The organism is Vibrio sp. 10N.239.312.D08 (genome assembly GCF_041466145.1).
GTDB lineage: Bacteria > Pseudomonadota > Gammaproteobacteria > Enterobacterales > Vibrionaceae > Vibrio > Vibrio crassostreae_C.
Window position 1 is genome coordinate 163,755 of the sequence record NZ_JBFSSD010000002.1, and the last position, 25,915, is coordinate 189,669.

General features: G+C 44.2%; 23 protein-coding genes. 9 read left to right on the forward strand and 14 right to left on the reverse strand.

Translation table 11 applies throughout. The features are described 5' to 3' along the window. Positions 1 to 106: 106 nt before the first annotated feature. From AB6D58_RS02375 to nrfB, 9 genes are all read right to left on the reverse strand, one after another. The gene (locus AB6D58_RS02375; RefSeq protein WP_372156432.1) at positions 107 to 1,366 is read right to left on the reverse strand and encodes an imelysin family protein; all 1,260 of its coding nucleotides are present in this window, start codon (positions 1,364 to 1,366) and stop codon (positions 107 to 109) included. 176 nt (positions 1,367 to 1,542) lie between these two features. Beyond that, positions 1,543 to 2,139, reverse strand: a complete 597-nt coding sequence (gene ribA, locus AB6D58_RS02380; protein WP_009848836.1) for a GTP cyclohydrolase II — start codon at positions 2,137 to 2,139, stop codon at positions 1,543 to 1,545. 248 nt (positions 2,140 to 2,387) lie between these two features. Then, complete coding sequence (locus tag AB6D58_RS02385; protein WP_060982434.1) at positions 2,388 to 2,564, reverse strand: hypothetical protein; 177 nt, start codon at positions 2,562 to 2,564, stop codon at positions 2,388 to 2,390. Between the two features lie 89 nt (positions 2,565 to 2,653). Then, complete coding sequence (gene nrfF, locus AB6D58_RS02390; RefSeq protein WP_372156434.1) at positions 2,654 to 3,094, reverse strand: heme lyase NrfEFG subunit NrfF; 441 nt, start codon at positions 3,092 to 3,094, stop codon at positions 2,654 to 2,656. Further along, positions 3,088 to 3,645 carry a DsbE family thiol:disulfide interchange protein gene (locus AB6D58_RS02395; protein WP_372156436.1) on the reverse strand — a complete coding sequence of 186 codons (558 nt, stop codon included), beginning with the start codon at positions 3,643 to 3,645 and terminating at the stop codon, positions 3,088 to 3,090. Before AB6D58_RS02395 ends, nrfF begins: the two co-directional genes overlap by 7 nt. Then, positions 3,626 to 5,542, reverse strand: coding sequence for a heme lyase CcmF/NrfE family subunit (locus AB6D58_RS02400; RefSeq protein WP_372156438.1), 1,917 nt, complete (start codon positions 5,540 to 5,542; stop codon positions 3,626 to 3,628). The genes AB6D58_RS02395 and AB6D58_RS02400 overlap by 20 nt, the downstream gene beginning before the upstream one ends. A gap of 128 nt (positions 5,543 to 5,670) precedes the next feature. After that, positions 5,671 to 6,645: a cytochrome c nitrite reductase subunit NrfD gene (gene nrfD, locus AB6D58_RS02405; protein ID WP_372149520.1), complete on the reverse strand. Its 975-nt coding sequence runs from the start codon at positions 6,643 to 6,645 to the stop codon at positions 5,671 to 5,673. 2 nt (positions 6,646 to 6,647) lie between these two features. Further along, on the reverse strand, positions 6,648 to 7,334 hold the full coding sequence (nrfC, locus tag AB6D58_RS02410; RefSeq protein WP_372156440.1) for a cytochrome c nitrite reductase Fe-S protein: 687 nt from the start codon (positions 7,332 to 7,334) through the stop codon (positions 6,648 to 6,650). 3 nt (positions 7,335 to 7,337) lie between these two features. Beyond that, entirely contained in the window at positions 7,338 to 7,922 is a 585-nt protein-coding gene (nrfB, locus tag AB6D58_RS02415) for a cytochrome c nitrite reductase pentaheme subunit (RefSeq protein ID WP_019822323.1), read from the reverse strand. A gap of 481 nt (positions 7,923 to 8,403) precedes the next feature. Between nrfB and nrfA the strand changes: the two genes are divergently transcribed. Both nrfA and AB6D58_RS02425 read left to right on the forward strand, forming a co-directional pair. Then, positions 8,404 to 9,834 carry an ammonia-forming nitrite reductase cytochrome c552 subunit gene (gene nrfA / locus AB6D58_RS02420; RefSeq protein ID WP_372156442.1) on the forward strand — a complete coding sequence of 477 codons (1,431 nt, stop codon included), beginning with the start codon at positions 8,404 to 8,406 and terminating at the stop codon, positions 9,832 to 9,834. 125 nt (positions 9,835 to 9,959) lie between these two features. Next, the gene (locus tag AB6D58_RS02425) at positions 9,960 to 10,304 is read left to right on the forward strand and encodes a rhodanese-like domain-containing protein (RefSeq protein ID WP_372156444.1); all 345 of its coding nucleotides are present in this window, start codon (positions 9,960 to 9,962) and stop codon (positions 10,302 to 10,304) included. A 39-nt stretch (positions 10,305 to 10,343) separates the two neighbouring features. Here the strand turns inward: AB6D58_RS02425 and AB6D58_RS02430 are convergent, their stop codons facing one another. Continuing rightward, positions 10,344 to 10,973, reverse strand: a complete 630-nt coding sequence (locus AB6D58_RS02430; protein WP_017060989.1) for a tetratricopeptide repeat protein — start codon at positions 10,971 to 10,973, stop codon at positions 10,344 to 10,346. Positions 10,974 to 11,147: 174 nt separating this feature from the next. Next, the gene (gene gyrA, locus AB6D58_RS02435; RefSeq protein WP_372156446.1) at positions 11,148 to 13,808 is read right to left on the reverse strand and encodes a DNA topoisomerase (ATP-hydrolyzing) subunit A; all 2,661 of its coding nucleotides are present in this window, start codon (positions 13,806 to 13,808) and stop codon (positions 11,148 to 11,150) included. A gap of 258 nt (positions 13,809 to 14,066) precedes the next feature. Here gyrA and ubiG point away from each other — a divergent pair, with 258 nt between their 5' ends. From ubiG to yfaE, 4 genes are all read left to right on the forward strand, one after another. After that, entirely contained in the window at positions 14,067 to 14,810 is a 744-nt protein-coding gene (gene ubiG / locus AB6D58_RS02440; protein ID WP_170926849.1) for a bifunctional 2-polyprenyl-6-hydroxyphenol methylase/3-demethylubiquinol 3-O-methyltransferase UbiG, read from the forward strand. Positions 14,811 to 15,318: 508 nt separating this feature from the next. Next, entirely contained in the window at positions 15,319 to 17,601 is a 2,283-nt protein-coding gene (nrdA, locus tag AB6D58_RS02445; RefSeq protein ID WP_372156448.1) for a class 1a ribonucleoside-diphosphate reductase subunit alpha, read from the forward strand. Between the two features lie 103 nt (positions 17,602 to 17,704). Continuing rightward, positions 17,705 to 18,838, forward strand: coding sequence for a class Ia ribonucleoside-diphosphate reductase subunit beta (nrdB, locus tag AB6D58_RS02450; RefSeq protein WP_017063554.1), 1,134 nt, complete (start codon positions 17,705 to 17,707; stop codon positions 18,836 to 18,838). Then, positions 18,838 to 19,116, forward strand: a complete 279-nt coding sequence (yfaE, locus tag AB6D58_RS02455; protein ID WP_010438115.1) for a class I ribonucleotide reductase maintenance protein YfaE — start codon at positions 18,838 to 18,840, stop codon at positions 19,114 to 19,116. Before nrdB ends, yfaE begins: the two co-directional genes overlap by 1 nt. A 172-nt stretch (positions 19,117 to 19,288) precedes the next feature. On the opposite strand, the gene napF is transcribed toward yfaE, so the two are convergent. Both napF and AB6D58_RS02465 read right to left on the reverse strand, forming a co-directional pair. After that, positions 19,289 to 19,804, reverse strand: coding sequence for a ferredoxin-type protein NapF (gene napF / locus AB6D58_RS02460; protein WP_017060994.1), 516 nt, complete (start codon positions 19,802 to 19,804; stop codon positions 19,289 to 19,291). Then, positions 19,804 to 20,370, reverse strand: a complete 567-nt coding sequence (locus AB6D58_RS02465; protein WP_017060995.1) for a molecular chaperone — start codon at positions 20,368 to 20,370, stop codon at positions 19,804 to 19,806. The genes napF and AB6D58_RS02465 overlap by 1 nt, the downstream gene beginning before the upstream one ends. A gap of 198 nt (positions 20,371 to 20,568) precedes the next feature. Between AB6D58_RS02465 and AB6D58_RS02470 the strand changes: the two genes are divergently transcribed. From AB6D58_RS02470 to AB6D58_RS02480, 3 genes are read left to right on the forward strand one after another with little or no spacing between them, the layout of a single operon-like run. Then, positions 20,569 to 23,007, forward strand: coding sequence for a DmsA/YnfE/YnfF family dimethyl sulfoxide reductase (locus tag AB6D58_RS02470; protein ID WP_017069171.1), 2,439 nt, complete (start codon positions 20,569 to 20,571; stop codon positions 23,005 to 23,007). 11 nt (positions 23,008 to 23,018) lie between these two features. After that, complete coding sequence (locus AB6D58_RS02475; protein WP_004733360.1) at positions 23,019 to 23,639, forward strand: DMSO/selenate family reductase complex B subunit; 621 nt, start codon at positions 23,019 to 23,021, stop codon at positions 23,637 to 23,639. Position 23,640: 1 nt separating this feature from the next. After that, a complete protein-coding gene (locus tag AB6D58_RS02480; protein ID WP_017060997.1) occupies positions 23,641 to 24,486 on the forward strand; it encodes a DmsC/YnfH family molybdoenzyme membrane anchor subunit in 846 nt (281 codons plus the stop codon). 174 nt (positions 24,487 to 24,660) lie between these two features. On the opposite strand, the gene AB6D58_RS02485 is transcribed toward AB6D58_RS02480, so the two are convergent. Continuing rightward, on the reverse strand, positions 24,661 to 25,899 hold the full coding sequence (locus AB6D58_RS02485; protein ID WP_017069172.1) for a CinA family nicotinamide mononucleotide deamidase-related protein: 1,239 nt from the start codon (positions 25,897 to 25,899) through the stop codon (positions 24,661 to 24,663). Between the last annotated feature and the right edge of the window lie 16 nt (positions 25,900 to 25,915).

The window sequence follows — 25,915 nt, forward strand, 5'->3', positions numbered from 1 at the left end:
CTTGCTGTGTTTTTTGGTTTTAGTTTTTATGTGGGTGTGGCTTTCTTGAGGATCAAACAATTAAGGGCTCAATGAGAGCCCTTATATTTATTTTTGGCTCAGGTTTTTAGAACTCGTGATCCGCTGTGTCTGGGTTCAGGCTATCAATGCCAATCACACCCGCAGCACGCTCAATTGCAGCTGTTTGAGACACTAGCGCAACAATCGTTTTGTTTACTAGTGCGTTACCCGCAGCGTTGTCAGCAGCAATTAGCTGATCGAAGTGCTGGTTGTTTTTCTCAGCAGACATTACCAGTTGGCCTACTTGTGCACGTGCTAGGTCAAACTGCTTTTGAATCTCTTTCGCAGCTTGCTCGTCTTTTTGCTCAACTAGGTCAAACAGGCTTGGACCTGAAAGCAGAGTACCGTCTTCACGCTTGTATAGACCCGTATAAACGTTGTAGATACCTTGCTCGTTGTAGTAGTGAGAGTTGTGCGTGTTATCAGAGAAGCAATCGTGCTCATCTTCAGTAGAGTTAGCTTCTAAAGCCACCTTCATACGCTCACCAGCAAGCTCACCAAGAGACAGTGAACCCATGCCGAATAACATTTTACGTAGGCCGTTTTCGCTAGATTCAGAAAGCAGTTCTTGACGGTAGTTACCTTTCTCGCCTTCAGCCCACTGCTTTTCCATCCACTCTAGGTCTTGGATAAGTAGCTCAGCAGATGCTTTTAGATATGCGCCACGACGGTCACAGTTGCCGTTAGTACACTCAGCACCAACAACGAAATCAGTGTAAGCACGCTCACCTGCACCGCTGTTTGTGCCGTTTAAATCTTGGCCCCAAAGTAGGAATTCAATTGCGTGGTAGCCAGACGCTACGTTCGCTTCAGAACCGCCGATCTCGTTCAAGTCAGCGATTAGCTCTGGAGTAATGTTAGTTGCATCAACAGTAGTCTGACCAATTTGGAAAGTCTTGTTAGCCACGATGTTTGCGCTAGCGCCTTCGTTACCAAGCTCATATTGGTAATCAGAAGATACGTAGTCAATCAGGCCTTCATCTAGTGGCCATGCGTTCAGTTGGCCTTCCCAATCATCAACAACAGCGTTGCCGAAGCGGAATACTTCTGACTGTTGGTAAGGTACGCGAGACTCAAGCCAAGCTTGTTTTACTTGTTCGAAGTTGCCAGCAGAAGGAGAAGCTAAGAAGGTATCAATAGAAGAGTTCAACGCTTTTGCTGTAATTACTGAATCTGCAAACACGGCATGAGCAATATCTGCATAGTGTTCTACAACTTGATCTTGAGTTACTGCTGCAAAAGAAGAAGCAGAGGCAAAAATGAGTGACGAAGTTACTGCTTTTGTCACTAAAGATTTAATGGTCATGAAGCATCCTTGTTGAGCTTTAAATTATTATTCGTAGTAATAGTGCAAACCATTATCATTTGCACTACGGATTTGAATAATACAAACTTACAATTTTATTGCAAGATAAATACAAAAAAACCTCACATATGTGAGGTCTTTAAACATTTTTATGTTAAGCGCAACAAGCAAGCGAATCAGATATCTAGGTTATGCTTACCGTGTGAAACTTTCGCCTTCAGATAGCTTTCATTACCCGATTTGATATGAGCAGAGGTGTTCACCACTTCTTCAATCTCAATACCAAAAGATTTAAGTTCATTGATTTTCTTAGGATTGTTGGTCACCAAACGGATTTTTGTGGTGCCTAAAGCGCGTAACATTTCCGCTGCTTCAGTAAAATCACGTAAGTCATCACCAAAGCCTAAGTGGTTGTTGGCTTCGTAAGTGTTCATACCTTCGCTTTGCAGACGGTATGCATCGATTTTGTTGTATAAACCAATACCACGGCCTTCTTGGCGTAAGTAAAGAATCACGCCGCCCGTCTCACCCATAATTCTAATGGTTTCGTCTAGTTGCTCGCCACAGTCACAGCGAGAAGAATGGAAAACATCTCCAGTAAGGCACTCAGAGTGCATACGAACTAGAGGTATGTCTTGTGTCTTATCTGCTGATTTAAATATCACAGCAACATGCTCTTTGTCTGTTTTCAATCCATGAAAAGACAGAAGTTCAGCATCAATACTGCTTGTTACCCCTACTTTGAAATCTATTCTGGCACGCACTTCCGCCATAGCTATACTCACTTGAAAATTCGATGTGTTTAACGACACTACATTATATGTCTAGGCAATATTTTGTAGCTAACTATCTAATGATAGACACTATGAGGCTGTTAACAATTTTTTTCAAGGTCGACTACGCACAAATTGTTATATTATAACAATAATTTTTCAGGTAACAAAAAACCCCACATTGGGATGACCAACATGGGGTTATAAATTAATCAGTTGCGGCTAAGACTACACTTTTTACAGAACGTTCAACTTACTTGAGTTTGCTTCCAGATGACAAGTTGAACCCAAGCGTTTTCTAATTCAGCTAACTCTTCTTGAGTGAGCGTAGAAATGCTCGATTTCGCACTGTATTTTTCTGCCCATTTGTCAGAACGGACATGAGTATGGAACTCTTTCTTTAAATTTGAGATTACGTTATCCACAGATACATCCTTATATAACAGTGCTTAGCCTTTATAATCCTTTAATGTTACAAAATACAGGTCAATTGGTAAACAGTAATACATAATTTTTATGAGCGCTTTCTAACACTTTTTACTGATAAATATATAAATAAGAGAAATAATAGGCTCGGAAGTAGCCAAAGTAATAAGTTTGAAACACTCATTGCCGGTTTATAGAGCACAAATTCACCGAACCTTTCTGTCATATATTGAGTAATTTCATTATTACTCTGACCTGCTTTCACCATATTGAATACAACGAGGCGCAAGTCTTTTGCTATCGGAGAGTTCGACTCAACCAGATTTTGGTTCTGGCATTGCGGACAACGTAGCGTTTTTGCCAATGTAATAGCGCGCTGCTGCTGTTCTGGGTTTTCAAACTCAAAGAGTTCAACTTGAATACTCGTATCCTTATTACTGGCTGTAAACAAGTCTTCCGCCAAAGTCGGAAAACTAACAGACATAAGCGTAGACAGCATAACAAGTGTTTGTATTAAAGACTTCACCATAGATTCACACCATCAAAATACATCGCAAGTTCTTCTTGCCATACAGATTCATTGACCACGCCCAGTAACTTCTTAATGATTTGGCCATCAGCGTCGACCAGATACGTTTCAGGGGTGCCAATTACGCCCAACTCTAACGCTAGCTTACCTTGAGGATCACTGATCACCGTTGAATACGGATTGCCGTCGTTCGATAGCACATTAATTGCTGCCGCAGAGTTATCTCGATAATTGAGCCCAACAATTGGAATGCCTTTGTCATGAAGTTTGAGCAAAAAAGCATGTTCGGTTTTGCAGATACCGCACCATGACGCCCATACATTTACTAGTTGATAAGGATGCTGAGTAACATCAGTCAACGTAATTTTCTGTTTGCTACTGATGCCTTCGCTATTGGCTAACGCAGTAGACACGAATTCTGGAAATGCCCTCTTCTGCTCCGACACAGTCGCGGATTGCTGCTTATTATTGAGTGCAAAGGCAAACCCCAACACCATCACTAATGCCAAGACAATTAACGTGATGAGCTTGTTACGAACGCTGGTATGCATACTGTGACGCCTTAACGGTTTTCTTTTTACGATGAGTTAATGAGAGTAAAGCGCCGAGAATGGAGAACAACCCACCAAACCAAATCCAGCGTGCATACGCCTTGTACTGAACACGGAATGCATAGCCTGTTGAGTCTACTTTCTCTCCCATGGTGATATAAACATCGCCATGCCAGAACCACTTCATTGCGGGCTCACTCATGTTCATGACTCGAACTTGGTAGTGTCTTCTTTCCGGCGAAATAGGAAAGCTCTGCTCGCCAGACTCTAGATTGAGTATCGCCTTCTCTGCGGTAAAATTTGAAGCGACATACAGCTCAGTATCACGATGAGCAAGCGTCCAATCCATGAACTCGACTTCCGCTCCTGGGCTTAACTTATAACTGCGCTCAGACGAGTGGTAGCTATTCATGGCAGCACCTACCGCTAATACCGCAACCCCGACATGGGCAAAGGTCATCACCCAGACTTTGCGTTGGAACTTGGAACTGTGCGTTACTGCCAAGCCATAAACGTGAGTGAGTAAAACCCAAAATGCGAGTGACCATGTCATCAGAGCCATCACTTGAATCTTGTCTACTTGCAAAACGTAACAGGCGGACCCGAGACAAATAGATGCTAGAGCTATCAACATAATAACGCCTTTCGACGCTTGAGGCTTAATACTCAACAAAGGGGCTAAACCTACGACGGCCAACGCAAGCAACGCCAAAGGTGCAATCAATAGATTAAAGTAAGGCGCACCTACCGATATGTTACCCAGTCCAAGCAGTTCAAATATCATGGGATAAAACGTGCCGAACACAACCACGATTGTGGCCAATACAAAAATGAGTACCGCGACTAAACTCAAAAAGCTCTTACTGGCGAAGCTGGTAATAGGGCTTGATTCAAAAGACTCCCCTCTAACGATAAGCAGAGAAAATGAGCTCACCAGTACCAAAACCAATATAAGCAGCAGTGCGATACCTTTGGTTGGGTCAACAGCAAAAGCGTGTACCGATGTAAGTACGCCAGAACGAACAATGAAGGTGCCTAAGATACTCAAACAAAACGTAATGAAAGCGAGACTGAGAGACCATTTCAGTAACTGTTGTTTGCCCTTAGCAACGCCTAGGCTGTGCAGTAAAGCGGTCGAAGTAAGCCACGGCAACAAGCTGGCATTTTCAACCGGATCCCAGAACCACCAGCCGCCCCAACCTAATTCGTAATACGCCCACCAAGAACCAAGAATGATCCCTGCAGTTAAAAAGATCCAAGCAACTAAACACCAACTGCGACAATGGGCAACCCAATCAAACTCAATAGGATCAACAAGCAAAGCGGCGACAGCAAATGCCAGCACCACAGAAAAGCCGACATAGCCAAGGTAAAGCAATGGAGGGTGAAAAATCAGACCGACATCTTGCAGCATTGGGTTAAGGTCACGCCCTTCTAGCGGCAATGTCGTGTTCATTTCAAACGGATTTGATGCGAATAAGGTGAACCAAGCAAATATCGCGAGCAGTAGATTCATCACCCATAGCACTCGGCTTTGGTATTCATTCGAATACTGTTTTTGTAAGGCGATAACGGCAGACCAGACGCTGAGTGTCAGTACCCAAAATAACAAGGAGCCTTCATGGCCTGCCCATACGGCTGCTAACTTAAAAAATGAGGGTAATTGAGTATTTGAATGCTCAGCTACATATAAGATAGAGAAGTCATCACTGATAAAGGCATAGCCAAGCAACGCGACAGAAGTGAGAGAAAACAGCGCGCTTGAAAGAGAGAAACTGCGGATTAAACCTAGATTTTGCGTCCGTTTATTTAGCATTTGGTAAAACGAATGCACACCAATAATGCTGCTGAGTACAGCAACCAACACCAAACTAAACAGCCCCAAAGAACCGACCATATCACCTCAATAAGGCTCCGCTTGAGCAGAGCCGATCTGAACACCCATCTCATGTTTATTAAGAACATGTTCATTAATAAGCAGATATTTAGTATCCAACATCTGCTCACTAATAAACTTGAGCGAAATTAAGCTATCGTTAACTGCCCTGCATAAAGGACAAAAGTTCGCAGCATTAATACGCCCATTAGGCTTAGTGAAGTCACCGAGAAAATATACACCGAGCTATGGCGGATCGAGGTTGGTGTAACGGCATTCAGCAACAACGGTAAAACCATGCCAACACCGATAACTCCATACCAGAACCAACTCGCCCAGAAACCACTGCCGATGGCGTTCCATACGGCTTGCTCACTTTGACCACCAGCGAAGATAAGCCCAGTAAAGAAAGTAATCAGAACAAACAACTCAAACATCACGACCGGACGTTCGAACCCATGGATCCATGAAATACTCGGGCTATGAGGTGATTCTTTAAAGACCAACACACCAAATAAAATACACGCCGCCGCTCCCGAAGATAAGCTCGAGAATAAGAACAAAATCGGCAACACTGGGTTATTCAACAGTGGGAAGGTATTTAAAGCTGAAAGCAAGAATCCGGTATAAGCGGCAAGCATTAGAGCAAGAACAGCTAAGAATATTTCCAAAGCACTCTCAAACACTTCTAATTTGCCAATCCAGTTACCGACGAAATCGAGTCGTCCTTTTAACCATGTTTGGTCATTTAAAAATACGACGATTTGATCTCTAAATATAATGCCGATCCAAAGAAATAAGATCACCATATACACTTGGAATAAGATCACACCCATCGACATCACAGACGTCGGATTATAGAAGATCATGATCTTCCAAAAGGATAACGGTTTTGTCAGGTGGAAAACCAAGATCAGTAGGCCTGAAATGATCCCAAATGGCGCAAGAAAAGCGGTCGCCTTTAACACACCATTATGAGCAGGATCGCCTTCAATGACCTTACGTTTTAGGTAAATGGAGATCATTACGGCACCCGCCGACATCCCCGCGAGAAATAGATAGATAGCTATAATCCAGTCCCATACCACGGTACCAGACTGAAAAGCTGTGTCCCATGCACTCATAATCAGATCTCCCCTTTTTGGTGTGGCACTTTATAGAGTTTTGGCTGAGTACCGAGATAAGCTTTATCTCTGTAAACCACCTCAGATTTAAGCACCTGATTTATCTCACTCTTAGGGTCATTTAGATCGCCAAATACTAACGCATTGGTCGGGCAAGATTCGACACAAGCCGGTAACTTCCCTTGTGCAAGATTGGTATCACGGCAGAAGTTACATTTATCTGCGGATTTGTTCTCTGGATGGAAAAAGCGCACTTGATACGGACAAGCTAATAAGCAATAACCACAACCGACACACTTCTCTTGATGAACATCGACAATGCCGGTTTTTTCATCTTTGTAGGCCGCCCCTGTTGGGCAAACCATCACGCAGGGCGCGTTATCACAATGTTGGCAAGAGTTACGAGTAAAACGGTAATCAACATTTGGATATTCGCCTTGGGGTTCGCTCTTAATAATCTCTAAGCGCGATACGCCTTCAGGCACTTTGTTCACTTCACGACAAGCTTCTGTACAAGCGGTACAACCAATACACGCGGTCTCGTCATGAATCATTCCATAACGTTTAGCCCCATCCTCTTGAACATTGGCCAACGTTTTACGACTTGTCACCGCCGCCGTTGCCGCAACACCTGTGGTAAAAATAACGGCACCTGCGCCAGCTAAAAAGTTTCTTCTTGAGCAGCTCATAGATTACTCCCCTTCTTTCTTCTGGTTGAAGTCTGAATGGCAATCCACACACAGCTTGATGGTTTGCTTCTTATCTAAGCCCAACACCTTTGCTTCTGTCGCATGAACATCATGGCAGTTTGAACACGTTAAGTTTTGCGCATGAACGTCGTGGGTCCAGCTCGCTTCGCGCAGATCATCAGGCTTGTGACAATCGATACACTGGCTATTGGCATCTAAAATTAAGCTAGGATCTAGGTAAACCTTGTCGGTACCTGGTTGTGATTGAGCCTCACGATACTTCACCACTTTAGGCGCGCCTTCGCGGTGGTCGGGGCTAATAGAACTATGACAGTCGGTACAATTTACTTCACGGCCAAGCAAAGCGTGTGCACTTTCACCATGTGAACCCAATACCGTTTCTTTTGAATCTTTATGGCACTGAACACACTTGTAGTCTTTGTCACGGATTAATTCGACTTCATGTCTTGTTGATTCCCCTACTGGCGTAACAGCAGGCTCAGCAACAGCATGAATGGAATAACCATAGAGGCAGAATGCTAGAAGGGATTTAAGCATTATGACTATGGCCAATTTAATATTGCCCATTTTATCCTTTCCTTATACCGGCATTATTTAACTCTCAACTAAATAATATTCCGGTTAAACAAAAGTACCCTTAAACGATATTATTACCGTTTAAATGATATCAATTCTTATTTTGGATAAGCCACAACGCTTTCTATAGTTAGAATATACCTCTAATTGGGTAACACGAAATTTCGATAGGTTAATCTGTGAACGAAATCACCCTATTTATATCATGGTTAATTTAGGTAATTGATTGTTATATATGATAATAATTCTCAGTTAAATTCTAATTAAACTAACCACCAATACCACTTTAGGGTTATATGAACTTCAACGTGACTAAGGTCACTGCCATTAATTGATCTGGGACAATCTATATCCAACACGTAACAAAATGTGTTTGTTTATGAATTAATATAAACAGAAATTCTCCAGTTCTTAATTTGAATAGCAAACTCACAACGCTTGGTATAAAAATCAGTATATTGGAGATATCACTGTGAAAAAGCATTGGATACGTAATTCGGTCACAGCACTATTAATGGTTAGCGCGTCATTAGCAAGCGCGACCAGTTTTGCTGCGTCTGAACAAAAAGAAATTGGCGATCCTCGTAACGATCAGTTCGAGCAAAACCACCCAGATCAATATCATTCATGGAGACAAACTTCAGAAAGCGAAACCATTGAAGACGCACTAAAAGAAGATCCCAACATGGTTATCATGTGGGCTGGCTACGGCTTCGCAAAAGATTACAACAAGGCACGTGGTCACTTTTATGCGATTGACGATGTACGACAAACACTTCGTACTGGCGGCCCAACGGACGAAAGTTCAGGCCCTATGCCAATGGCGTGTTGGAGCTGTAAAAGCCCAGACGTAGCACGTGTTATCGAAGAGCGTGGCGAAGACGGTTACTTTGAAGGTAAATGGGCACGTCTTGGCAACGAGATTGTGAATCCTATTGGCTGTGCAGACTGTCACGATACCCAAAGCGAAGGCTTTAAAAATGGTGAGCCAGCACTGAAGTTGACGCGTCCTTATGTTGAACGTGCGTTCGATGCGATTGGTAAGAAGTTTGAAGACCAAGGTCGCTTAGATCAACAAGCTTCCGTTTGTGCTCAATGTCATGTGGAATACTACTTCACAGGGCCAACAAAAGGCGTGAAATTCCCTTGGGACAAAGGGACTCGTGTTGAGCAAATGGAAGAGTATTACGATGGAATCGGCTTTAAAGATTGGACGCACAAAGTATCTAAAGCGCCAATGCTAAAAGCACAGCACCCTGGCTATGAAACGTGGCGTGAAGGCATTCACGGCAAAAACAAAGTTGCTTGTGTTGACTGTCATATGCCGAAAGTAACCAAAGAAGATGGCACCGTTTATACCGACCATAAAGTGGGTAACCCATTCGACCGCTTCGAAGATACGTGTGCCAACTGTCACACTCAATCCAAAGAGACCATGCGTAACATCGTTTCAAGCCGTAAAGCACAAGTGCTGAACATGAAGCTGACTGCTGAGAAACAAATCGTAGCCGCTCACTTTGAAGCAGGCGCGGCATGGGAAGCGGGTGCGACCGAGCAAGAGATGGAACCTATCCTACTGGATATCCGTCATGCTCAATGGCGCTGGGACTACGCTATTGCGTCTCATGGTGTTCATATGCACGCTCCAGAAATCGCTCTAGAAGTGCTAGGTACTGCCGTTGACCGCGCAGCCGATGCTCGAACTAAGATTGTTCGTCTACTGGCGAAGAAAGGCATCACTGATCCAATCGAGATTCCAGACATCTCGACCAAAGAAGCGGCTCAAAAAGCGCTTGGAATGGACATGGATAAGATGAACGCTGAGAAACAACACTTCTTAGACACGGTTGTTCCTAAATGGGAAGAGCAAGCTGAAAAGCGTGAAGCCAACTACGAATACTAGTTTCTTCAATTAGACCATTAGGTAAAAACCAGTCACACTATTATTGTGTGGCTGGTTTTTTAGGTTTGGGGCAATACACATCAATATCTCCTCCCCAATCCACTCGCCAATTCAAGGAATATACAATGAAAACCTTACTTTCACTTTCAGCATTATGTATCGCACTACTCAGTTCAGGCGTTCAAGCTTCTGAGCGCGCTGAGACAGGGTGGGAATTAATAGAGAAAGGCGCATTAGTGGTTGATGTCAGAACACTAGCAGAGTTCAAGCAAGGTCATCTGGACAATGCGATTAACTACCCTCTTTCTGAAGTCGCTACGCACTTTGCCAGCATAGACAAAGCTCAACCTATCGTTTTGTATTGCCGCAGTGGTAACCGCTCAGGACAAGCTTATCAATTCTTGCAAGCTCAAGGGTTTACCCAAATCCATAACGCAGGTGGCCTGATTGAAATGCAGGAAAGTAAATAACTAAAAACAAACGATTAACAACTAGCGATTATGCCAAGCCTAACGGATCATCTGTTTGGCTTGGTTGATCGAATGAATAATCGAAACACGATCAATCCCCTTTTGATTGGAATCGAGGATTTGAGTCCATGCATCAATCGCTTGTTGATAGCGCATGCTGATGAAGTGATCGGTCGCAATCAGCATCAATGCCGTTCGATCGTTCGGATCAAGATCCATAGATTGCTCTAGCAGTTTGTTGACGTCATCACTCATCGCTTGTGAACTGAGATAATAAAGTGCGGTAGCTTTAGCGGCATACAAGCCTGAAGGCGCTTGAGGGTCTAAGCGAATCGCGTAGTCGTAACAGGTAAACGCCGCATCAAACTCCCCTTTCTGCATATAAACACCACCAAGCTTAAACCATAAATCAGATTGATTCGGGTCTTGCTTAAGGCTTTGTTGCAGCTCATCTTGGAAATCTGTTGTGGTGTAATTTTCGTTGTCATTGGAAGGAGGCTGAGGCAGCTCTTGCTTCATTTGAAACCAGATAATGCCACTGAGTAGCACTGCGGTGAGTGATATAAGAAGGTTCCCCTTAAGGCTACGGCTGTTTTTGTTTGATGCAACGACAATCACCACCAAAAATAGGCTCATCAATAACAAAGCAACCAGTAACCAGATATCCATTTTACTCTCCCTTTTTATCCGCCCATTCACTCTACCTCTTTCACCACAAAGCAAACTTGATCAAGTTATAGCTATTGGCATTTAACGATTTTCCACAAACCACAGGCAATAAAAAACCGAGCACTTAGGCTCGGTTTTTTCAATGATAAGCTTAATTACTTAGCGTAATCGAGATTACTCAGTGTCTTGCTCGCTATCACTTTCAGAGTCAGAAGCATCTGATGCTTGCTCTTCGCTTGATTCAGCAACGTCAGCGTTAATAGTTTCAGCACCAGCCTCTTCAGCTTCGCCTTCTACAATCTCAGCTTCTTCTACTTCGTCGATACGTTGTAGACCTACAACGTTCTCGTCTTCAGCAGTACGAATCAGTGTTACACCTTGAGTGTTACGACCAACTTGGCTTACTTCCGCTACGCGAGTACGTACTAGTGTACCTGCGTCGGTGATCATCATCATTTCATCGCCTTCTTCAACTTGAACAGCGCCAACGACTGGGCCATTACGTTCAGAGACTTTGATAGATACTACACCTTGCGTTGCACGGCCTTTTGTTGGGTATTCAGCTAGCTCAGTACGCTTACCGTAACCGTTTTGAGTCACAGTTAAGATATCGCCTTCGTTAGAAGGAACAATCAGTGAAACCACTTGATCGTCTTCTGGAAGCTTCATACCACGAACACCAGAGGCAGTACGGCCCATTGCACGTACTTTGTCCTCGTTAAAGCGAACAACTTTGCCCGATTTAGAGAACAGCATGATGTCGCTATCACCGTTAGTGATGTCAACGCCAATCAGTGAATCGTCGTCACGTAGGTTAACTGCGATTAGGCCGTTAGCGCGTACGTTTGCGAATTGATCCAGTGATGTCTTCTTAACTGTACCGTCACCCGTTGCCATGAAGATGAATTTCTCGTTAGAGAACTCAGAAACAGGCAGGATAGCCGTAATACGTTCACCTTCTTCTAGAGGAAGAATGTTCACGATAGGCTTACCACGAGCAGTACGACTTGCTAATGGTAGTTGGTAAACTTTCAGACGGTATGTCTTACCACGAGTAGAGAAACATAGGATGTTATCGTGAGTATTAGCAACAAGCAGACGCTCAATGTAATCCTCATCTTTCATCTTAGTTGCACTCTTACCTTTACCACCACGACGTTGAGATTCGTAGTCGCTTAGGATTTGGTACTTAACGTAACCTGCGTTAGAAAGCGTTACTACAACGTCTTCTTGAGCAATTAGCTCTTCCATGTCGATGTCATGAACTGCCGCTGTGATTTCTGTACGACGCTCGTCGCCATAGATTTCACGTACCGCTTCAAGTTCTTCACGGATAACTTCCATCAAACGCTCAGTGCTTGCAAGAATGTGCATTAGCTCAGCGATTTCTTCTAGAAGTGCTTTGTACTCGTCTAGAATCTTCTCGTGCTCTAGGCCAGTTAGGCGGTGAAGACGAAGTTCTAGAATAGCTTGTGCTTGTGTTTCCGTTAGGAAGTATTGACCATCGCGGATGCCGTATTGGTCTTCCAACCAATCAGGACGAGCCGCATCAGTACCTGCACGCTCAAGCATTGAAGCAACGTTACCAAGATCCCAACCACGAGACACTAAACCAACTTTAGCTTCTGCTGGTGTTGGCGCGCTCTTGATCAGTTCAATGATTTCATCAATGTTAGCAAGTGCTAGAGACAATGCTTCAAGGATGTGTGCACGGTCGCGTGCTTTCTTCAATTCGAAGATAGTACGACGAGTCACAACTTCGCGACGGTGGTCTACGAAGCACTTAAGCATGTCTTTGATGTTGAACAACTGTGGTTGACCGTTATTCAACGCAACCATGTTGATACCGAAAGTCGTTTGCAGTTGAGTTTGAGCGTATAGGTTGTTAAGAACCACTTCGCCTACTGCATCACGCTTACATTCAATAACAATACGCATACCGTCTTTATCAGACTCGTCACGCAGTGCACTGATGCCTTCTACTTTCTTATCTTTAACCAGTTCAGCAATCTTCTCGATCAAACGAGCTTTGTTTACTTGGTAAGGAATCTCAGTAACGATAATGGTTTCTTTACCATTCTTCTCTACTTCGATATCCGCTTTTGAACGCATGTAAACCTTACCGCGGCCAGTCTTGTAAGCATCTACGATGCCTTTACGACCACTGATAAGTGCTGCTGTTGGGAAGTCAGGACCAGGGATATAGTCCATTAGCTCATCAATAGTGATATCTTCATTATTGATAAATGCTAAACAGCCATCAACAACTTCACCAAGGTTATGTGGTGGGATGTTGGTAGCCATACCTACTGCGATACCAGAAGCACCGTTTACCAATAGGTTAGGAATTTTTGTAGGAAGTACTGCTGGAATTTGTTCTGTACCATCGTAGTTCGGTACGTAATCCACAGTTTCCTTATCAAGGTCAGCCAGGAGCTCGTGAGCAATTTTCGCCATACGAACTTCGGTATAACGCATTGCAGCCGCGGAGTCGCCATCGATAGAACCAAAGTTACCTTGGCCATCAACTAGCATGTAACGCAGTGAGAACGGTTGCGCCATACGAACAATAGTATCGTATACAGCACTATCACCATGTGGGTGGTATTTACCGATTACATCACCTACTACACGAGCAGACTTTTTATATGGTTTGTTCCAATCATTACCTAGTACATTCATCGCGAACAAAACACGGCGGTGTACAGGTTTTAGGCCATCACGCACATCTGGAAGGGCACGACCAACGATGACGGACATCGCGTAGTCTAGGTATGAACCTCTAAGCTCATCTTCAATATTTACGGGCGTGATCTCTTTCGCTAGATCGCTCATAGAGCCATTTTCCCTCTATAGTCAGATCGTATTTTTGAATACGTATAAGACCGAAAAATATAACACAAATTTACCTACGGAGGCATCACTTTCCCTCTCCTTTTACCATCTTGTGACCCTTGTAGCCAATCAATTGATGAGAAATTGCACCTCCGCATCATATCTTGCTGAAACATGGTCACTTTACATCCAATAAACTAGCAAAATTGTAGATCTTCTGGTCAGCGCGAAAAGGCAAGTTATAATGCCTGCAATTTCATGGATGCATTATTTAACTTGGAAATGCCGATTATGACTAAATCACAGAACGTAGACCCAGCAGAAATCAAGAAATTCGAAGACATGGCGTCACGCTGGTGGGATCTAGAAGGCGAATTTAAGCCACTACATCAAATCAACCCACTGCGACTAAATTACGTATTAGAGAAGACTGAAGGCCTATTTGGTAAGAAAGTCCTCGATGTTGGCTGCGGCGGCGGTATTCTTGCAGAAAGCATGGCGGTTGAAGGTGCGATAGTGACAGGCCTAGACATGGGTAAAGAACCGCTAGAAGTCGCGCGCCTTCACGCATTAGAAACGGGCACCAAGCTCGATTACATCCAGAGCACTATCGAAGACCACGCAGAACAGAACCCACAGACGTACGATGTGGTAACGTGCATGGAAATGCTTGAACACGTTCCTGACCCACAATCTGTTATCACTGCCTGTTCGAAATTGGTGAAACCGGGCGGCCACGTGTTCTTCTCTACCTTGAACCGTAACTTCAAATCTTACCTGTTCGCTATTGTTGGTGCAGAAAAGCTACTTAAGATTGTTCCTGAGGGCACTCATGAGCACGAGAAGTTCATTCGCCCTGCAGAACTTATCAAGATGGTCGATAACACTCCGCTGCAAGAACTAGGGATTACAGGGCTGCACTACAATCCTCTTACGGACACTTATCGTTTAGGCACAAATGTAGACGTAAACTACATCGTCCACACGCAAAACTTTGGCTAAAAAATATCGGTAGCCCTACCGTAAAACCTTTTGTAAAAAAGACGAATGAAAAGAGTTGCAATTACCATAACTTTGCGACTTTTTTCAGTCTAAATTTCGTGCGCTAGCTTCCATTTTGACCACCTCGATTTAAATTTAATCGCCTAAAATCAATCGCCCATTTTGGCCAAAGATCAAGGAATTTTTTTTTATGGGCGTGCAAAAATAAAGCATCATTAAAAGCCGACTTTTATACAATCAAGTCACATATAACCTCATCAGTTAGTGGTCACTTACAGTTTTTTTTCAATCCACCACTTATCCACAAGCAACCCCATTTCTTTACCTTGAAAAATATCAGTTGTAGCACTATCTTGTAACCCAACAAACAAATGACCCCTATATGTTGTGTTTGAACTACAATGTATGGGTAGACCAAGATCACAAAGCCGAAACGTAATTTACAAAAATTACACAGAAATACACAAAAACACGGCCTTGTTCAGTTTTGTTAGGGAAATTAAGCAGAATGAACCAACAACTTACTGTTACCAAGCGTAACGGGCGCAAAGAAACGATCGATCTAGAGAAGATCCATCGCGTGATTACATGGGCAGCTGAAGGCTTGCACAATGTTTCTGTATCACAAGTAGAATTGAAAGCTCACATTCAGTTTTACGATGGCATCACCACTACTGACATTCATGAAACTATCATCAAGTCAGCAGCGGATTTAATCTCTGAAGAGACTCCTGATTACCAATATCTAGCAGCACGTCTGTCTGTATTCCACCTACGTAAAAAAGCGTACGGCGAATACGAGCCGCCTGCACTGTATGACCACGTTGCAAAACTGGTTGATATGGGTAAATACGATAGCCACCTTATGGAAGACTACACGAAAGCTGAATTCGAAGAGCTTGACGAGTACATCGACCACAAACGTGACTTAGACTTCTCTTACGCAGCGGTTAAGCAGCTCGAAGGTAAATACTTCGTGCAAAACCGTGTAACGAAAGAAATCTACGAGAGTGCTCAGTTCCTTTACATTTTAGTTGCTGCGTGTCTATTCGCTAAATACCCGAAATTGACTCGTCTTGACTACATCAAACGTTTTTACGACGCATCGTCTACGTTTAAGATTTCTCTACCTACACCGATCATGTCTGGTGTACGTACGCCTACTCGTCAATTCAGTTCTTGTGTACTGATCGAGTGTGGTGACAGCCTTGATTCTATCAACGCGACAGCAAGCTCAATTGTTCGTTACGTATCTCAACGTGCTGGTATTGGTATCAACGCAGGTCGTATCCGTGCGCTTGGTTCTGAAATCCGTAATGGTGAAGCGTTCCACACGGGCTGTATCCCTTTCTACAAATACTTCCAAACAGCAGTAAAATGTTGTTCTCAAGGTGGTGTTCGTGGCGGTGCAGCAACGGTATTCTACCCACTATGGCACGGTGAAGTTCAGTCTCTATTAGTACTGAAAAACAACCGCGGCGTTGAAGAGAACCGAGTTCGTCACATGGATTACGGCGTACAGCTGAACAAGCTTATGTACTCTCGCCTAGTTCAGGGTGGCAACATCAGCCTGTTCTCACCTTCAGACGTACCTGGCCTTTACGATGCGTTCTTCGAAAACCAAGACCGTTTTGAAGAGCTATACGTTAAGTACGAAAACGATCCTTCAGTGAAGCGTGAAACGGTTAAAGCCGTTGAGCTTTTCTCTCTGCTAATGCAAGAGCGTGCTTCTACTGGTCGTATCTACATTCAGAACGTTGACCACTGTAATACACACAGCCCGTTTGATTCTGAAGTAGCACCTGTTCGTCAATCGAACCTATGTCTAGAAATCGCGCTTCCTACTAAGCCACTTTCTAACGTAGAAGATGACGAAGGCGAAATTGCACTATGTACGCTTTCAGCATTCAACCTTGGCGCAATCAATGAACTGGACGACCTAGCAGAGCTTTCTGAGCTGGTTGTTCGTGCTCTAGATGCACTGCTTGATTACCAAGACTACCCGCTTCCAGCTGCATACAAGTCGACAATGAACCGTCGTACTTTAGGTGTAGGTGTAATCAACTACGCATACTACCTAGCGAAGAATGGTGTTAAGTACTCTGATGGCAGCGCGAATGGCCTGACTCACCGTACTTTTGAAGCAATTCAATACCACTTGCTAAAAGCATCTGTTGAACTAGCGAAAGAGCAAGGCCGTTGCCCATCTTTCCACGAGACCAACTACGCGAAAGGCCTACTGCCAATCGATACTTACAAAAAAGATATCGACTTAGTATGTGAAGAGCCACTGCACTACGATTGGGATTCTCTACGTGAAGAGATCATGGAGCACGGTCTGCGTAACTCTACGCTAACAGCGCTTATGCCTTCTGAGACATCGTCTCAAATCTCGAACGCGACTAACGGTATCGAGCCACCACGTGGTTACGTATCAGTGAAAGCATCGAAAGACGGCATCCTTAAGCAAGTGGTTCCAGATTTCCTAAATCTTAAAGAGAACTACGAGCTACTTTGGAACATTGGTTCTAACGACGGTTACCTACACCTAGTGGGTATCATGCAAAAATTCGTTGACCAAGCTATCTCTGCAAACACTAACTATGATCCAAGTGTTTACGACAGCGGTAAAGTACCAATGAAGAAGCTGCTTCAAGACCTACTAACAGCGTACAAGTACGGTGTTAAGACGCTTTACTACCATAACACTCGTGATGGTGCTAAAGACGACCAAGGCGATGCAGTTCAAGTGCCGGAAGAAGATTGTGAAGGCGGCGGTTGTAAGATCTAAACCGCAATAAACATTAAGACCCCAGAGAAGAGTTATCTTCTCTGGGTTTAAAGCATTAACAGGGTCCGTTTTATTACGGGTCTTTAAAGGATTTGAGGCATTTATGGCTTACAGTACTTTTTCTCAGCAAAAAAATGACCAACTAAAAGAACCAATGTTCTTGGGTCAGTCGGTAAACGTTGCACGTTACGACCAACAAAAATTCGAAATCTTCGAAAAGCTTATCGAGAAGCAGCTTTCTTTCTTCTGGCGTCCAGAAGAAGTAGACGTGTCTAGCGACCGTATCGACTACAACAAGCTTCCTGAGCATGAAAAGCACATCTTCATCTCTAACTTGAAGTACCAAACGCTTCTAGATTCAATCCAAGGCCGCAGCCCTAACGTTGCCCTACTTCCATTGGTATCTCTACCAGAAGTTGAAACTTGGATTGAAACTTGGTCTTTCTCTGAAACGATTCACTCTCGTTCTTACACGCACATCATCCGTAACATCGTGAATGATCCAGGCGTAGTATTCGACGACATCGTTGAAAATGAAGAGATTCTGAAGCGTGCTAAAGACATCGCTTTCTACTACGACGACCTAATCAAGCTAACGGCTGACTACCACCGCTACGGTGAAGGCAACCACAGCATCAACGGCGAAGACGTCAAGATTTCACTTCACGACCTGAAGAAGAAACTTTACCTATGTCTAATGTCTGTAAACGCACTAGAAGCGATTCGTTTCTACGTAAGTTTCGCATGTTCATTTGCATTCGCTGAGCGTGAGCTAATGGAAGGTAACGCGAAGATCATCAAGCTAATCGCTCGTGATGAAGCCCTTCACCTTACTGGTACACAGCACATGATCAACTTGCTACGCAATGGTCAAGATGATTTTGAATTCATGCAGATCGCTGAAGAGTGTAAGCAAGAGTGTTTCGACCTATTCAAAGAAGCGGCTGAGCAAGAGAAAGAGTGGGCAGAATACCTATTCAAAGATGGCTCTATGATTGGTCTGAACAAAGACATTCTTTGCCAATACGTTGAGTACATTACCAACATCCGTATGCAGGCTGTTGGCCTAGGTACGGCTTACCCAGCAGCAACGTCGAACCCAATTCCATGGATCAACGCTTGGTTGTCTTCAGATAACGTTCAAGTTGCTCCACAAGAAGCAGAAATCAGTTCTTACCTAGTTGGCCAAATCGACAACGAAGTAAAAGCTGACGACTTTGAAGGATTTGAGCTGTAATGCCAACAATCAAAATCAACAAACTGACTTCAATTGAATCTAACCCTTCAAACACTCTGTTGGAAACAATGGAACAAGCTGGGTTAGAGCCAGAATACAACTGCCGAGATGGTCACTGTGGCGCTTGCCGCTGCACGTTGGATTCTGGTGAGGTCGAGTACGTTGGTTTTGCTATGGCTTACACGCAAGGTAATGAGATATTGCCTTGTATCTGTAAAGCAAAGACTGAGCTATCGCTGAGTAACGTTATTCATAGAAACAAGCAAAAACGCGCATAAGCCAGCTGGCTTTAGGTCACTTTGTTCGAATATCGTCAATAAGAATCAAAAAAGGGTCCGCTTCCTTTAGGAATGCGGACCCTTTTCTATTTATGTCTTTAGGTATCTAAAGCGACTCGTCTATCACTCAACCAAATCTTCCTGTTGGCTTGTGTCATACAAAGCCAAACGTTTATTGCTGAGTCAGGTTAAGAGTCACAGAGCCAATATAACAAGCGCTTCGGCACTCTCCACAGCCGTTACACTTATCTTTGTCCACTGTAGGCAACTCTCCTACTTCGATGTGTATTGCACCAGCTGAACACGCCGTTTGGCATGCTGAACAGTCCATTTGCATGTAATTATTGCAGCTATCCGCAAAGCTCGGCTTGAGGTCGATATAAGGCGTGACCGTTGGATGAAGTGCGCCGGTCGGACACACTTCAGTGCATTTGTTACACATAGAACAACTGTTGTAATCCAAATTCAGCAGCGCACTGCCCTCTAGCATCTCAATAACGCTATTTGGACACGATTGTTCACACAATCCACAACCGTCGCAAAGACGCTCAAACAGCACCTCATCGACCGCTCTTGGCGGTCTTGCATGCAAGCGCTGTGATATCTCTTCATAATTCGCGGCTGCTTTAACCGGTTTAGAAAGTCGAGTTAAGAAACCGCGTCTATTTGAATTTATTTGTTCAGACATTAGTCGATATATAACTTTTTAGTAGCAACGTTTAAATTATATTCAGATATTAAGTACTTAAACCAATCTATTACATCAACCGATAGCTTTTTATAAAAAGATAACTCTGATGCTTTATTTAGTTTTTCTAAATAAACAGAAGACCAAGTTAATAAGTGACCCTCAAGTAATTCACCGGCTGAATTGATATTATTATTTTCTAACAAATACGCATGAGCGAATAACATTAAACCAAATTGATCTTCCGGCTCTCTTAACCCAGTGTCTAATTCAATCTGATTCAATTCTAAAAACTGGCGATACTCAACCGTAGAAGCACCAAACACAACGCGGTCTTTATCTAGGTACACAGAACCCCAAGGCGGAGCTGGCATGTCTCCAACGCCTTCAAACAGGCGGCTGAACTCTGCTGCGAGCGCATCTTCGTCTTCGCTTCTTAATGCCTGCAAGCATTCTTCAGAGAGTACTTCGCTCTCAACCAAAGCTTCGACAATGGTGATTAACTGTTCTTTACTTGTCGCTTGATAAAATAGCGAACCCAACAATTTATGCGTATCGATAATCATTATTATTTATATCGTTATAGGTTTAAAGATAATTATATTAATTAACTCATTTCATTCTTTGATCTATTTTATACATTCAATTCATAAACTTTAAATTCCACACTTATTTGATGCCAATCAATCAATAATTCGAAATAAATACATAAAGAACAAACTACCTATAAAGTGCTAGCTATCAATAGCAAAAGGCATCTTAGAATGACGAATAAGAAAGAATCTGGGGTAATGAATCTTACTCGAAGAGGCTTCATGAAAGCTTCCTCTGCAGTAGGTAGTGCAGCTGCACTTGCGGGCGGTATTGCATTACCTTTCAAATCCAAACCAGTAGCGGCTGCAGTTGCTGAAAATGTGGATGAGAAAATCGTATGGAGTGCATGTACAGTAAACTGTGGCTCTCGCTGCCCACTGCGTATGCATGTACAAAACGGTGAAATCAAATACGTAGAAACAGACAACACAGGCACTGACGAATACGGTCATCACCAAGTTCGTGCGTGTCTACGTGGTCGCTCGATGCGCCGCCGTGTTTATAACCCAGATCGCCTAAAGTACCCAATGAAACGTGTGGGTAAACGTGGTGAAGGTAAGTTTAAGCGTATTAGCTGGGAAGAGGCTTATGATGAAGTCGCTGGCACCATGCAACGCCTTATCAAAGACTACGGTAACGACACTATCTACCTAAACTACGGTACAGGTACGCTGGGCGGCACGGTTACTAAATCTTGGCCACCAGCTCAAACGCTGATTGCTCGTCTAATGAACCTAAGTGGTGGTTACTTAAACCATTACGGTGACTACTCAACAGCGCAAATCACGAAAGGCTTGAGCTACACCTACGGCGGTTGGGCAAACAACAACTCTTTCTCTGATTTAGAGAACACTAAACTTAACATTCAGTTTGGTAACAACCCTGCTGAGACGCGTATGTCTGGTGGCGGCCAGATCCACCACTACGTTGAAAGCAAAAACAAATCAAACGCAAGAACGATCATCATCGACCCTCGCTACACCGATACTGCCGGTGGCCGTGAAGATCAATGGATCCCAATTCGTCCTTCTACAGATGCGGCATTGGTAGCGGGTCTTGCACACGTGATGATCACTGAAGACCTTGTCGACCAACCGTTCCTAGACAAATACTGTGTCGGTTACGATGAGAAGACCCTTCCTGCATCAGCGCCTAAAAACAGCGACTACAAATCTTACATCCTAGGTTTAGGTGAAGATGGCGTAGAGAAGACACCAGAATGGGCTTCTAAGATCACGGGTATTCCAGTTGACACCATCGTTAAGCTTGGCCGTGAAATGGGCACAGCGAAACCATGTGCGATTCACCAAGGTTGGGGCTTACAACGCACTGCGAACGGTGAACTAGCGTGTCGTGCAATCGCGATGCTGTCACTGCTCACTGGTTCTGTGGGCGTATCAGGCGGTTCAACAGGCGCTCGTGAAAGCGACATCAACATTCCATTTGTGCGCTTCCCTACCGTGCCAAACCCAGTTGAAACGTCTATTTCAATGTTCATGTGGACAGACGCGATTTACCGTCACCATGAAATGACCGACATCACTGATGGTGTTCGCGGTGCAGAGCGCCTTAAGAACCCAATCAAGATGATCTGGAACTACGCAGGTAACTGCATCATTAACCAACACTCAGACATCAACAAGACTCACGCGATTCTTCAAGATGAAAGTGCGTGTGAAATGATTGTCGTGGTTGATAACCATATGACGTCTTCAGCGAAGTACGCCGATATCATCCTGCCAGACTTAACAACGTCTGAGCAAGACGACTGGTGTATGGACGGTAAAGCGGCGAACATGCCTTACTTCATCTACGCGCAGAAAGCGATTGAGCCTCAGTTTGAAGCAAAATCTATCTACGAGATGTGTACTCAGCTTGCGAAACGAATGGGCGTAGAAAAAGAGTTCACCGAAGGCCGTACTCAAGAGCAATGGATTGAGCACCTTTACGCAGAAACTCGTAAGAACGATCCAACACTGCCAACCTTCGAAGAGATGAAAGAGCTGGGTATCTACAAACGTAGCTACGACCACCACTACATCGCTTATGAAGATTTCCGTAAAGATCCTGAAGCGAACCCACTGACCACACCAAGTGGCAAGATCGAGATCTACTCAGAGCAACTGGCTGATATCGCGAAGACTTGGAAGCTGAAAGAAGACGAAGTGATTCACCCACTTCCGATTTACGCGGACTCTTTCGAAGGTCATAACGACCCACTAGCAGAGAAGTACCCACTTCAGCTAACCGGTTTCCACTACAAGGCTCGTACTCACTCGACTTACGGCAACGTTGCAGAAATCAAAGCAGCAGCACCGCAAGAGTTGTGGATCAACCCAATCGATGCAAAAGAACGTGGTATTGATAGCGGCGACATGGTGAGTATTTTCAACGACCGTGGCGAAGTACATATTCCAGCGAAAGTGACACCTAGGATTCTTCCTCGAGTTGTCGCACTAGGCGAAGGTGCATGGTACGCACCAGATGGTCAGAAGATCGACCATGCAGGCTCTATCAACGTGCTGACGACTCAGCGCCCGAGCCCACTTGCTAAGGGTAACCCTCAGCATACAAACCTAGTTCAAATCAAAGCGCTAAAGAAAGCATAAGGTAGGTTGGAATGAAACAATACGGCTTTTACATTGATTCAAGTAAATGCACGGGTTGTAAAACCTGTCAGCTTGCTTGTAAAGATTATAACGATCTAGACATCAAAACGAACTACCGTCGCGTATACGAATATGCCGGTGGTGGCTTCACTCAAGATGGTGATACCTGGGTTCAGAAAGATGTCTTTTCTTACTACCTATCTATCGCTTGTAACCACTGTACTAACCCAGCGTGTGTGAAAGTGTGTCCTTCGGGCGCAATGCACAAACGTGATGAAGACGGTTTGGTTGTGGTTGATGAGAGCGTATGTATTGGTTGTCAGCACTGTAGCAATGCGTGTCCTTACGGCGCACCACAATACAATGCTAAGAAAGGTCATATGACGAAATGCGATGGTTGTTACCAACGTGTTTCTGAAGGCAAACAGCCTATCTGTGTTGAGTCTTGCCCACTTCGTGCATTGGAGTTCGGTGAAATCAATACACTTCGCGAGAAGTACGGCTCTGGTGCGGATGTGGCTCCACTGCCATCTTCAACAGAAACGCTACCAAACATCGTGATTAAGCTGAACAAAAACGCGAAGCCGACTGGCGATACCAGCGGTCACCTAGCAAACCCGAAGGAGGTGTAAGATGATTTTTCATGAGTGGTCTTTAATCTTCTTTACGGTGCTGGCGCAAACTGCGGTTGGTGGTTACTTACTGATTGGCGCACGTGCACTGGTACTTGGTCATGACGAAGAGAAGCTGAACAGCTACAAGGTTCCAATGTTTATCCTATGGGTACTGATGGGTCTTGGCTTCATGTTCTCGACAACGCACCTTGGCTCTCCACTGCGCGCGTTTAACGCTTTTAATCAGCTAGGTTCGGCTTGGTTGTCTAACGAAGTGTTCTTCGGTGCGGCATTCTTCGCTGTCGGTGGCCTGCAATGGTTACTGTCGGTAGTCAAGAAAGGTGGCGTTGCTATCCAGAAAGCACTGATGGTTGGCGCGATGGTACTGGGTGTTATCTTCATGTACGCGATGATCAACGTATACATGATCAACACAGTACCGACGTGGGACAACATCTACACACCACTGAGCTTCATCATGACGATGGTTGTGGGTGGCTTGCTGTTATCTCAGTTCGTGATTGTATTCGCAAACGACAGCCGCTTTACGGTTGACCGTAACATCACCATGTTGGCTGTTATCGCTGTTGCTATCAGCTTGCTTGTGACAGTAGGAAAACTGAACCTAATCGGAGACATCCAAACTTCAGCGGCAAAAGCGTCTGAGTTAGTCGATGGTTTAGGTAGCTATGTGATTCTTCAAGTGGCACTGCTAATGGCAAGCTTGTTGATTTGGATTCTACCTATGCTGAACAAAGCAAAAGTGAACCCAGTTAACCTTGGCTTAGCACTAGTATTGTTCTTGGCTTCAGAGTTAATCGGCCGTGGTTTGTTCTACAGCCTACATATGACAAGCGGTTTGTAATCGAGTTCTTACAGACATGAGTTGCGTGTAAACATCGCTGCTTGTTTGGTTATCTAGAAGGCTAGATAAACAAAAGGCCCAACACCTATTTAGATGTTGGGCCTTTTTATTTCGTTTTTTCTAGCGTTTTTAATACAGACTTAGCGAGTTCGCTTACATCGTTAGCTTACATAGCTACTTAATGATAGCCGCTGGAATAAACATGTCTTTTAATCGCTTAACCGAAGAATAAGTACCAAACATCGGTTTGTTATCTAAATGCCTTCTCAGCATATCGGCGGCAACGGTCTTAATCACGTTGCGTTGGTCTTCACGCGAGTACTGACGATAAAACTCAAGTACCTGCCCCCACTCGCCTGCTTCAGTCGACAATGCAACGCTGAATGTGTTGCCTTCCAGCTTACCAGTCACCAAAGCCAATTCAGTTCCGCACTTATCTCTTGTTGCTCCAGCCAGCGCAAAGGTCGCGGCTAATGGATCGCTCTTTTCAAGTTCGCTCTCTTTTGGCTCAGCCATCACCCATGAGTGTCCGAAGCAATCTTCTATCTGCTCATTCAATTGCAGCCACGCTGACAGTGAACCTTTGGTCGACACTTCAGACACAGATAACGTCTTCTTTTTTTCCGCCATGATGTGTCCAATATGGTCAATCATCGGCTCATCAACACTAACGACATTACTCTCTAGCAGCTTGTAAACCATCTGCAGAAGCTTAACGCGAGTTTCTAAGTCTGCCTTAGGACCAAACAGTTTGACCTCAATGAACGGCAGATAAGAGCGATAACCAAGTTCATAACCTTCTGGCAGCTTTAGTTGATCCAAAACATCAGAGATACCGGACTCAGACAAACCAAACGTAAACAGTCGACTGCATTCAGAGGCAACCACTTGAGGGTAGGTACACGACAAGTCAGGAAGAATCTCAAACGTCACCATGCGCTTGAATTCACTTGGTACACCCGGCGTGAAATAGAAAGTCGCATCGTTAATTTTCAGTTTGAAGCCACAAGCCGTCCCCACAGGGTTATCGACAATCTCTGAACTCGCAGGTAACAAAGCTTGTTTAAGGTTGCTGTCTGGCATTGGCATGCCACGTCCAGAGAACATCTCTTCCATACGAGCAAGCCATTCAGGGAACATGACGAGTTTCTGCTCGGAAGCAGCTGCAGCGGCGGCAGCACTCATATCATCGGTTGTCGGGCCTAAACCACCATTAACGATAACCACATCATAGTTAAAGCTCAGCATCAGCAGTTCTTCAACAAGAGCATTCATTTGATCACCCACAGTTGAGCGCTTAGCAAGCGCAAAACCATGCTGATAAAACTCAGCAGACATCCAAGCTGCGTTTGTATCTACAATGTCTCCATGAAGAACTTCTTCACCTGTGCTTAACATTGCGATTTTCGTCATATTTCTATCCCTTGTT

Bases quoted from the DNA above. Each gene is read 5' to 3' on its own strand.
- AB6D58_RS02425 (WP_372156444.1), top strand. From the start codon at position 9,960: ATGAAAACCTTACTTTCACTTTCAGCATTATGTATCGCACTACTCAGT.
- AB6D58_RS02470 (WP_017069171.1), top strand. From the start codon at position 20,569: ATGACGAATAAGAAAGAATCTGGGGTAATGAATCTTACTCGAAGAGGC.
- AB6D58_RS02375 (WP_372156432.1), bottom strand. From the start codon at position 1,366: ATGACCATTAAATCTTTAGTGACAAAAGCAGTAACTTCGTCACTCATT.
- ubiG (WP_170926849.1), top strand. From the start codon at position 14,067: ATGGATGCATTATTTAACTTGGAAATGCCGATTATGACTAAATCACAG.
- yfaE (WP_010438115.1), top strand. From the start codon at position 18,838: ATGCCAACAATCAAAATCAACAAACTGACTTCAATTGAATCTAACCCT.
- AB6D58_RS02395 (WP_372156436.1), bottom strand. From the start codon at position 3,645: ATGCATACCAGCGTTCGTAACAAGCTCATCACGTTAATTGTCTTGGCA.
- nrfC (WP_372156440.1), bottom strand. From the start codon at position 7,334: ATGAGCTGCTCAAGAAGAAACTTTTTAGCTGGCGCAGGTGCCGTTATT.
- nrdA (WP_372156448.1), top strand. From the start codon at position 15,319: ATGAACCAACAACTTACTGTTACCAAGCGTAACGGGCGCAAAGAAACG.
- AB6D58_RS02430 (WP_017060989.1), bottom strand. From the start codon at position 10,973: ATGGATATCTGGTTACTGGTTGCTTTGTTATTGATGAGCCTATTTTTG.
- nrdB (WP_017063554.1), top strand. From the start codon at position 17,705: ATGGCTTACAGTACTTTTTCTCAGCAAAAAAATGACCAACTAAAAGAA.
- napF (WP_017060994.1), bottom strand. From the start codon at position 19,804: ATGTCTGAACAAATAAATTCAAATAGACGCGGTTTCTTAACTCGACTT.
- nrfF (WP_372156434.1), bottom strand. From the start codon at position 3,094: ATGGTGAAGTCTTTAATACAAACACTTGTTATGCTGTCTACGCTTATG.
- gyrA (WP_372156446.1), bottom strand. From the start codon at position 13,808: ATGAGCGATCTAGCGAAAGAGATCACGCCCGTAAATATTGAAGATGAG.
- nrfB (WP_019822323.1), bottom strand. From the start codon at position 7,922: ATGGGCAATATTAAATTGGCCATAGTCATAATGCTTAAATCCCTTCTA.
- AB6D58_RS02485 (WP_017069172.1), bottom strand. From the start codon at position 25,899: ATGACGAAAATCGCAATGTTAAGCACAGGTGAAGAAGTTCTTCATGGA.
- AB6D58_RS02400 (WP_372156438.1), bottom strand. From the start codon at position 5,542: ATGGTCGGTTCTTTGGGGCTGTTTAGTTTGGTGTTGGTTGCTGTACTC.
- ribA (WP_009848836.1), bottom strand. From the start codon at position 2,139: ATGGCGGAAGTGCGTGCCAGAATAGATTTCAAAGTAGGGGTAACAAGC.
- AB6D58_RS02480 (WP_017060997.1), top strand. From the start codon at position 23,641: ATGATTTTTCATGAGTGGTCTTTAATCTTCTTTACGGTGCTGGCGCAA.
- AB6D58_RS02465 (WP_017060995.1), bottom strand. From the start codon at position 20,370: ATGATTATCGATACGCATAAATTGTTGGGTTCGCTATTTTATCAAGCG.
- AB6D58_RS02475 (WP_004733360.1), top strand. From the start codon at position 23,019: ATGAAACAATACGGCTTTTACATTGATTCAAGTAAATGCACGGGTTGT.
- nrfD (WP_372149520.1), bottom strand. From the start codon at position 6,645: ATGAGTGCATGGGACACAGCTTTTCAGTCTGGTACCGTGGTATGGGAC.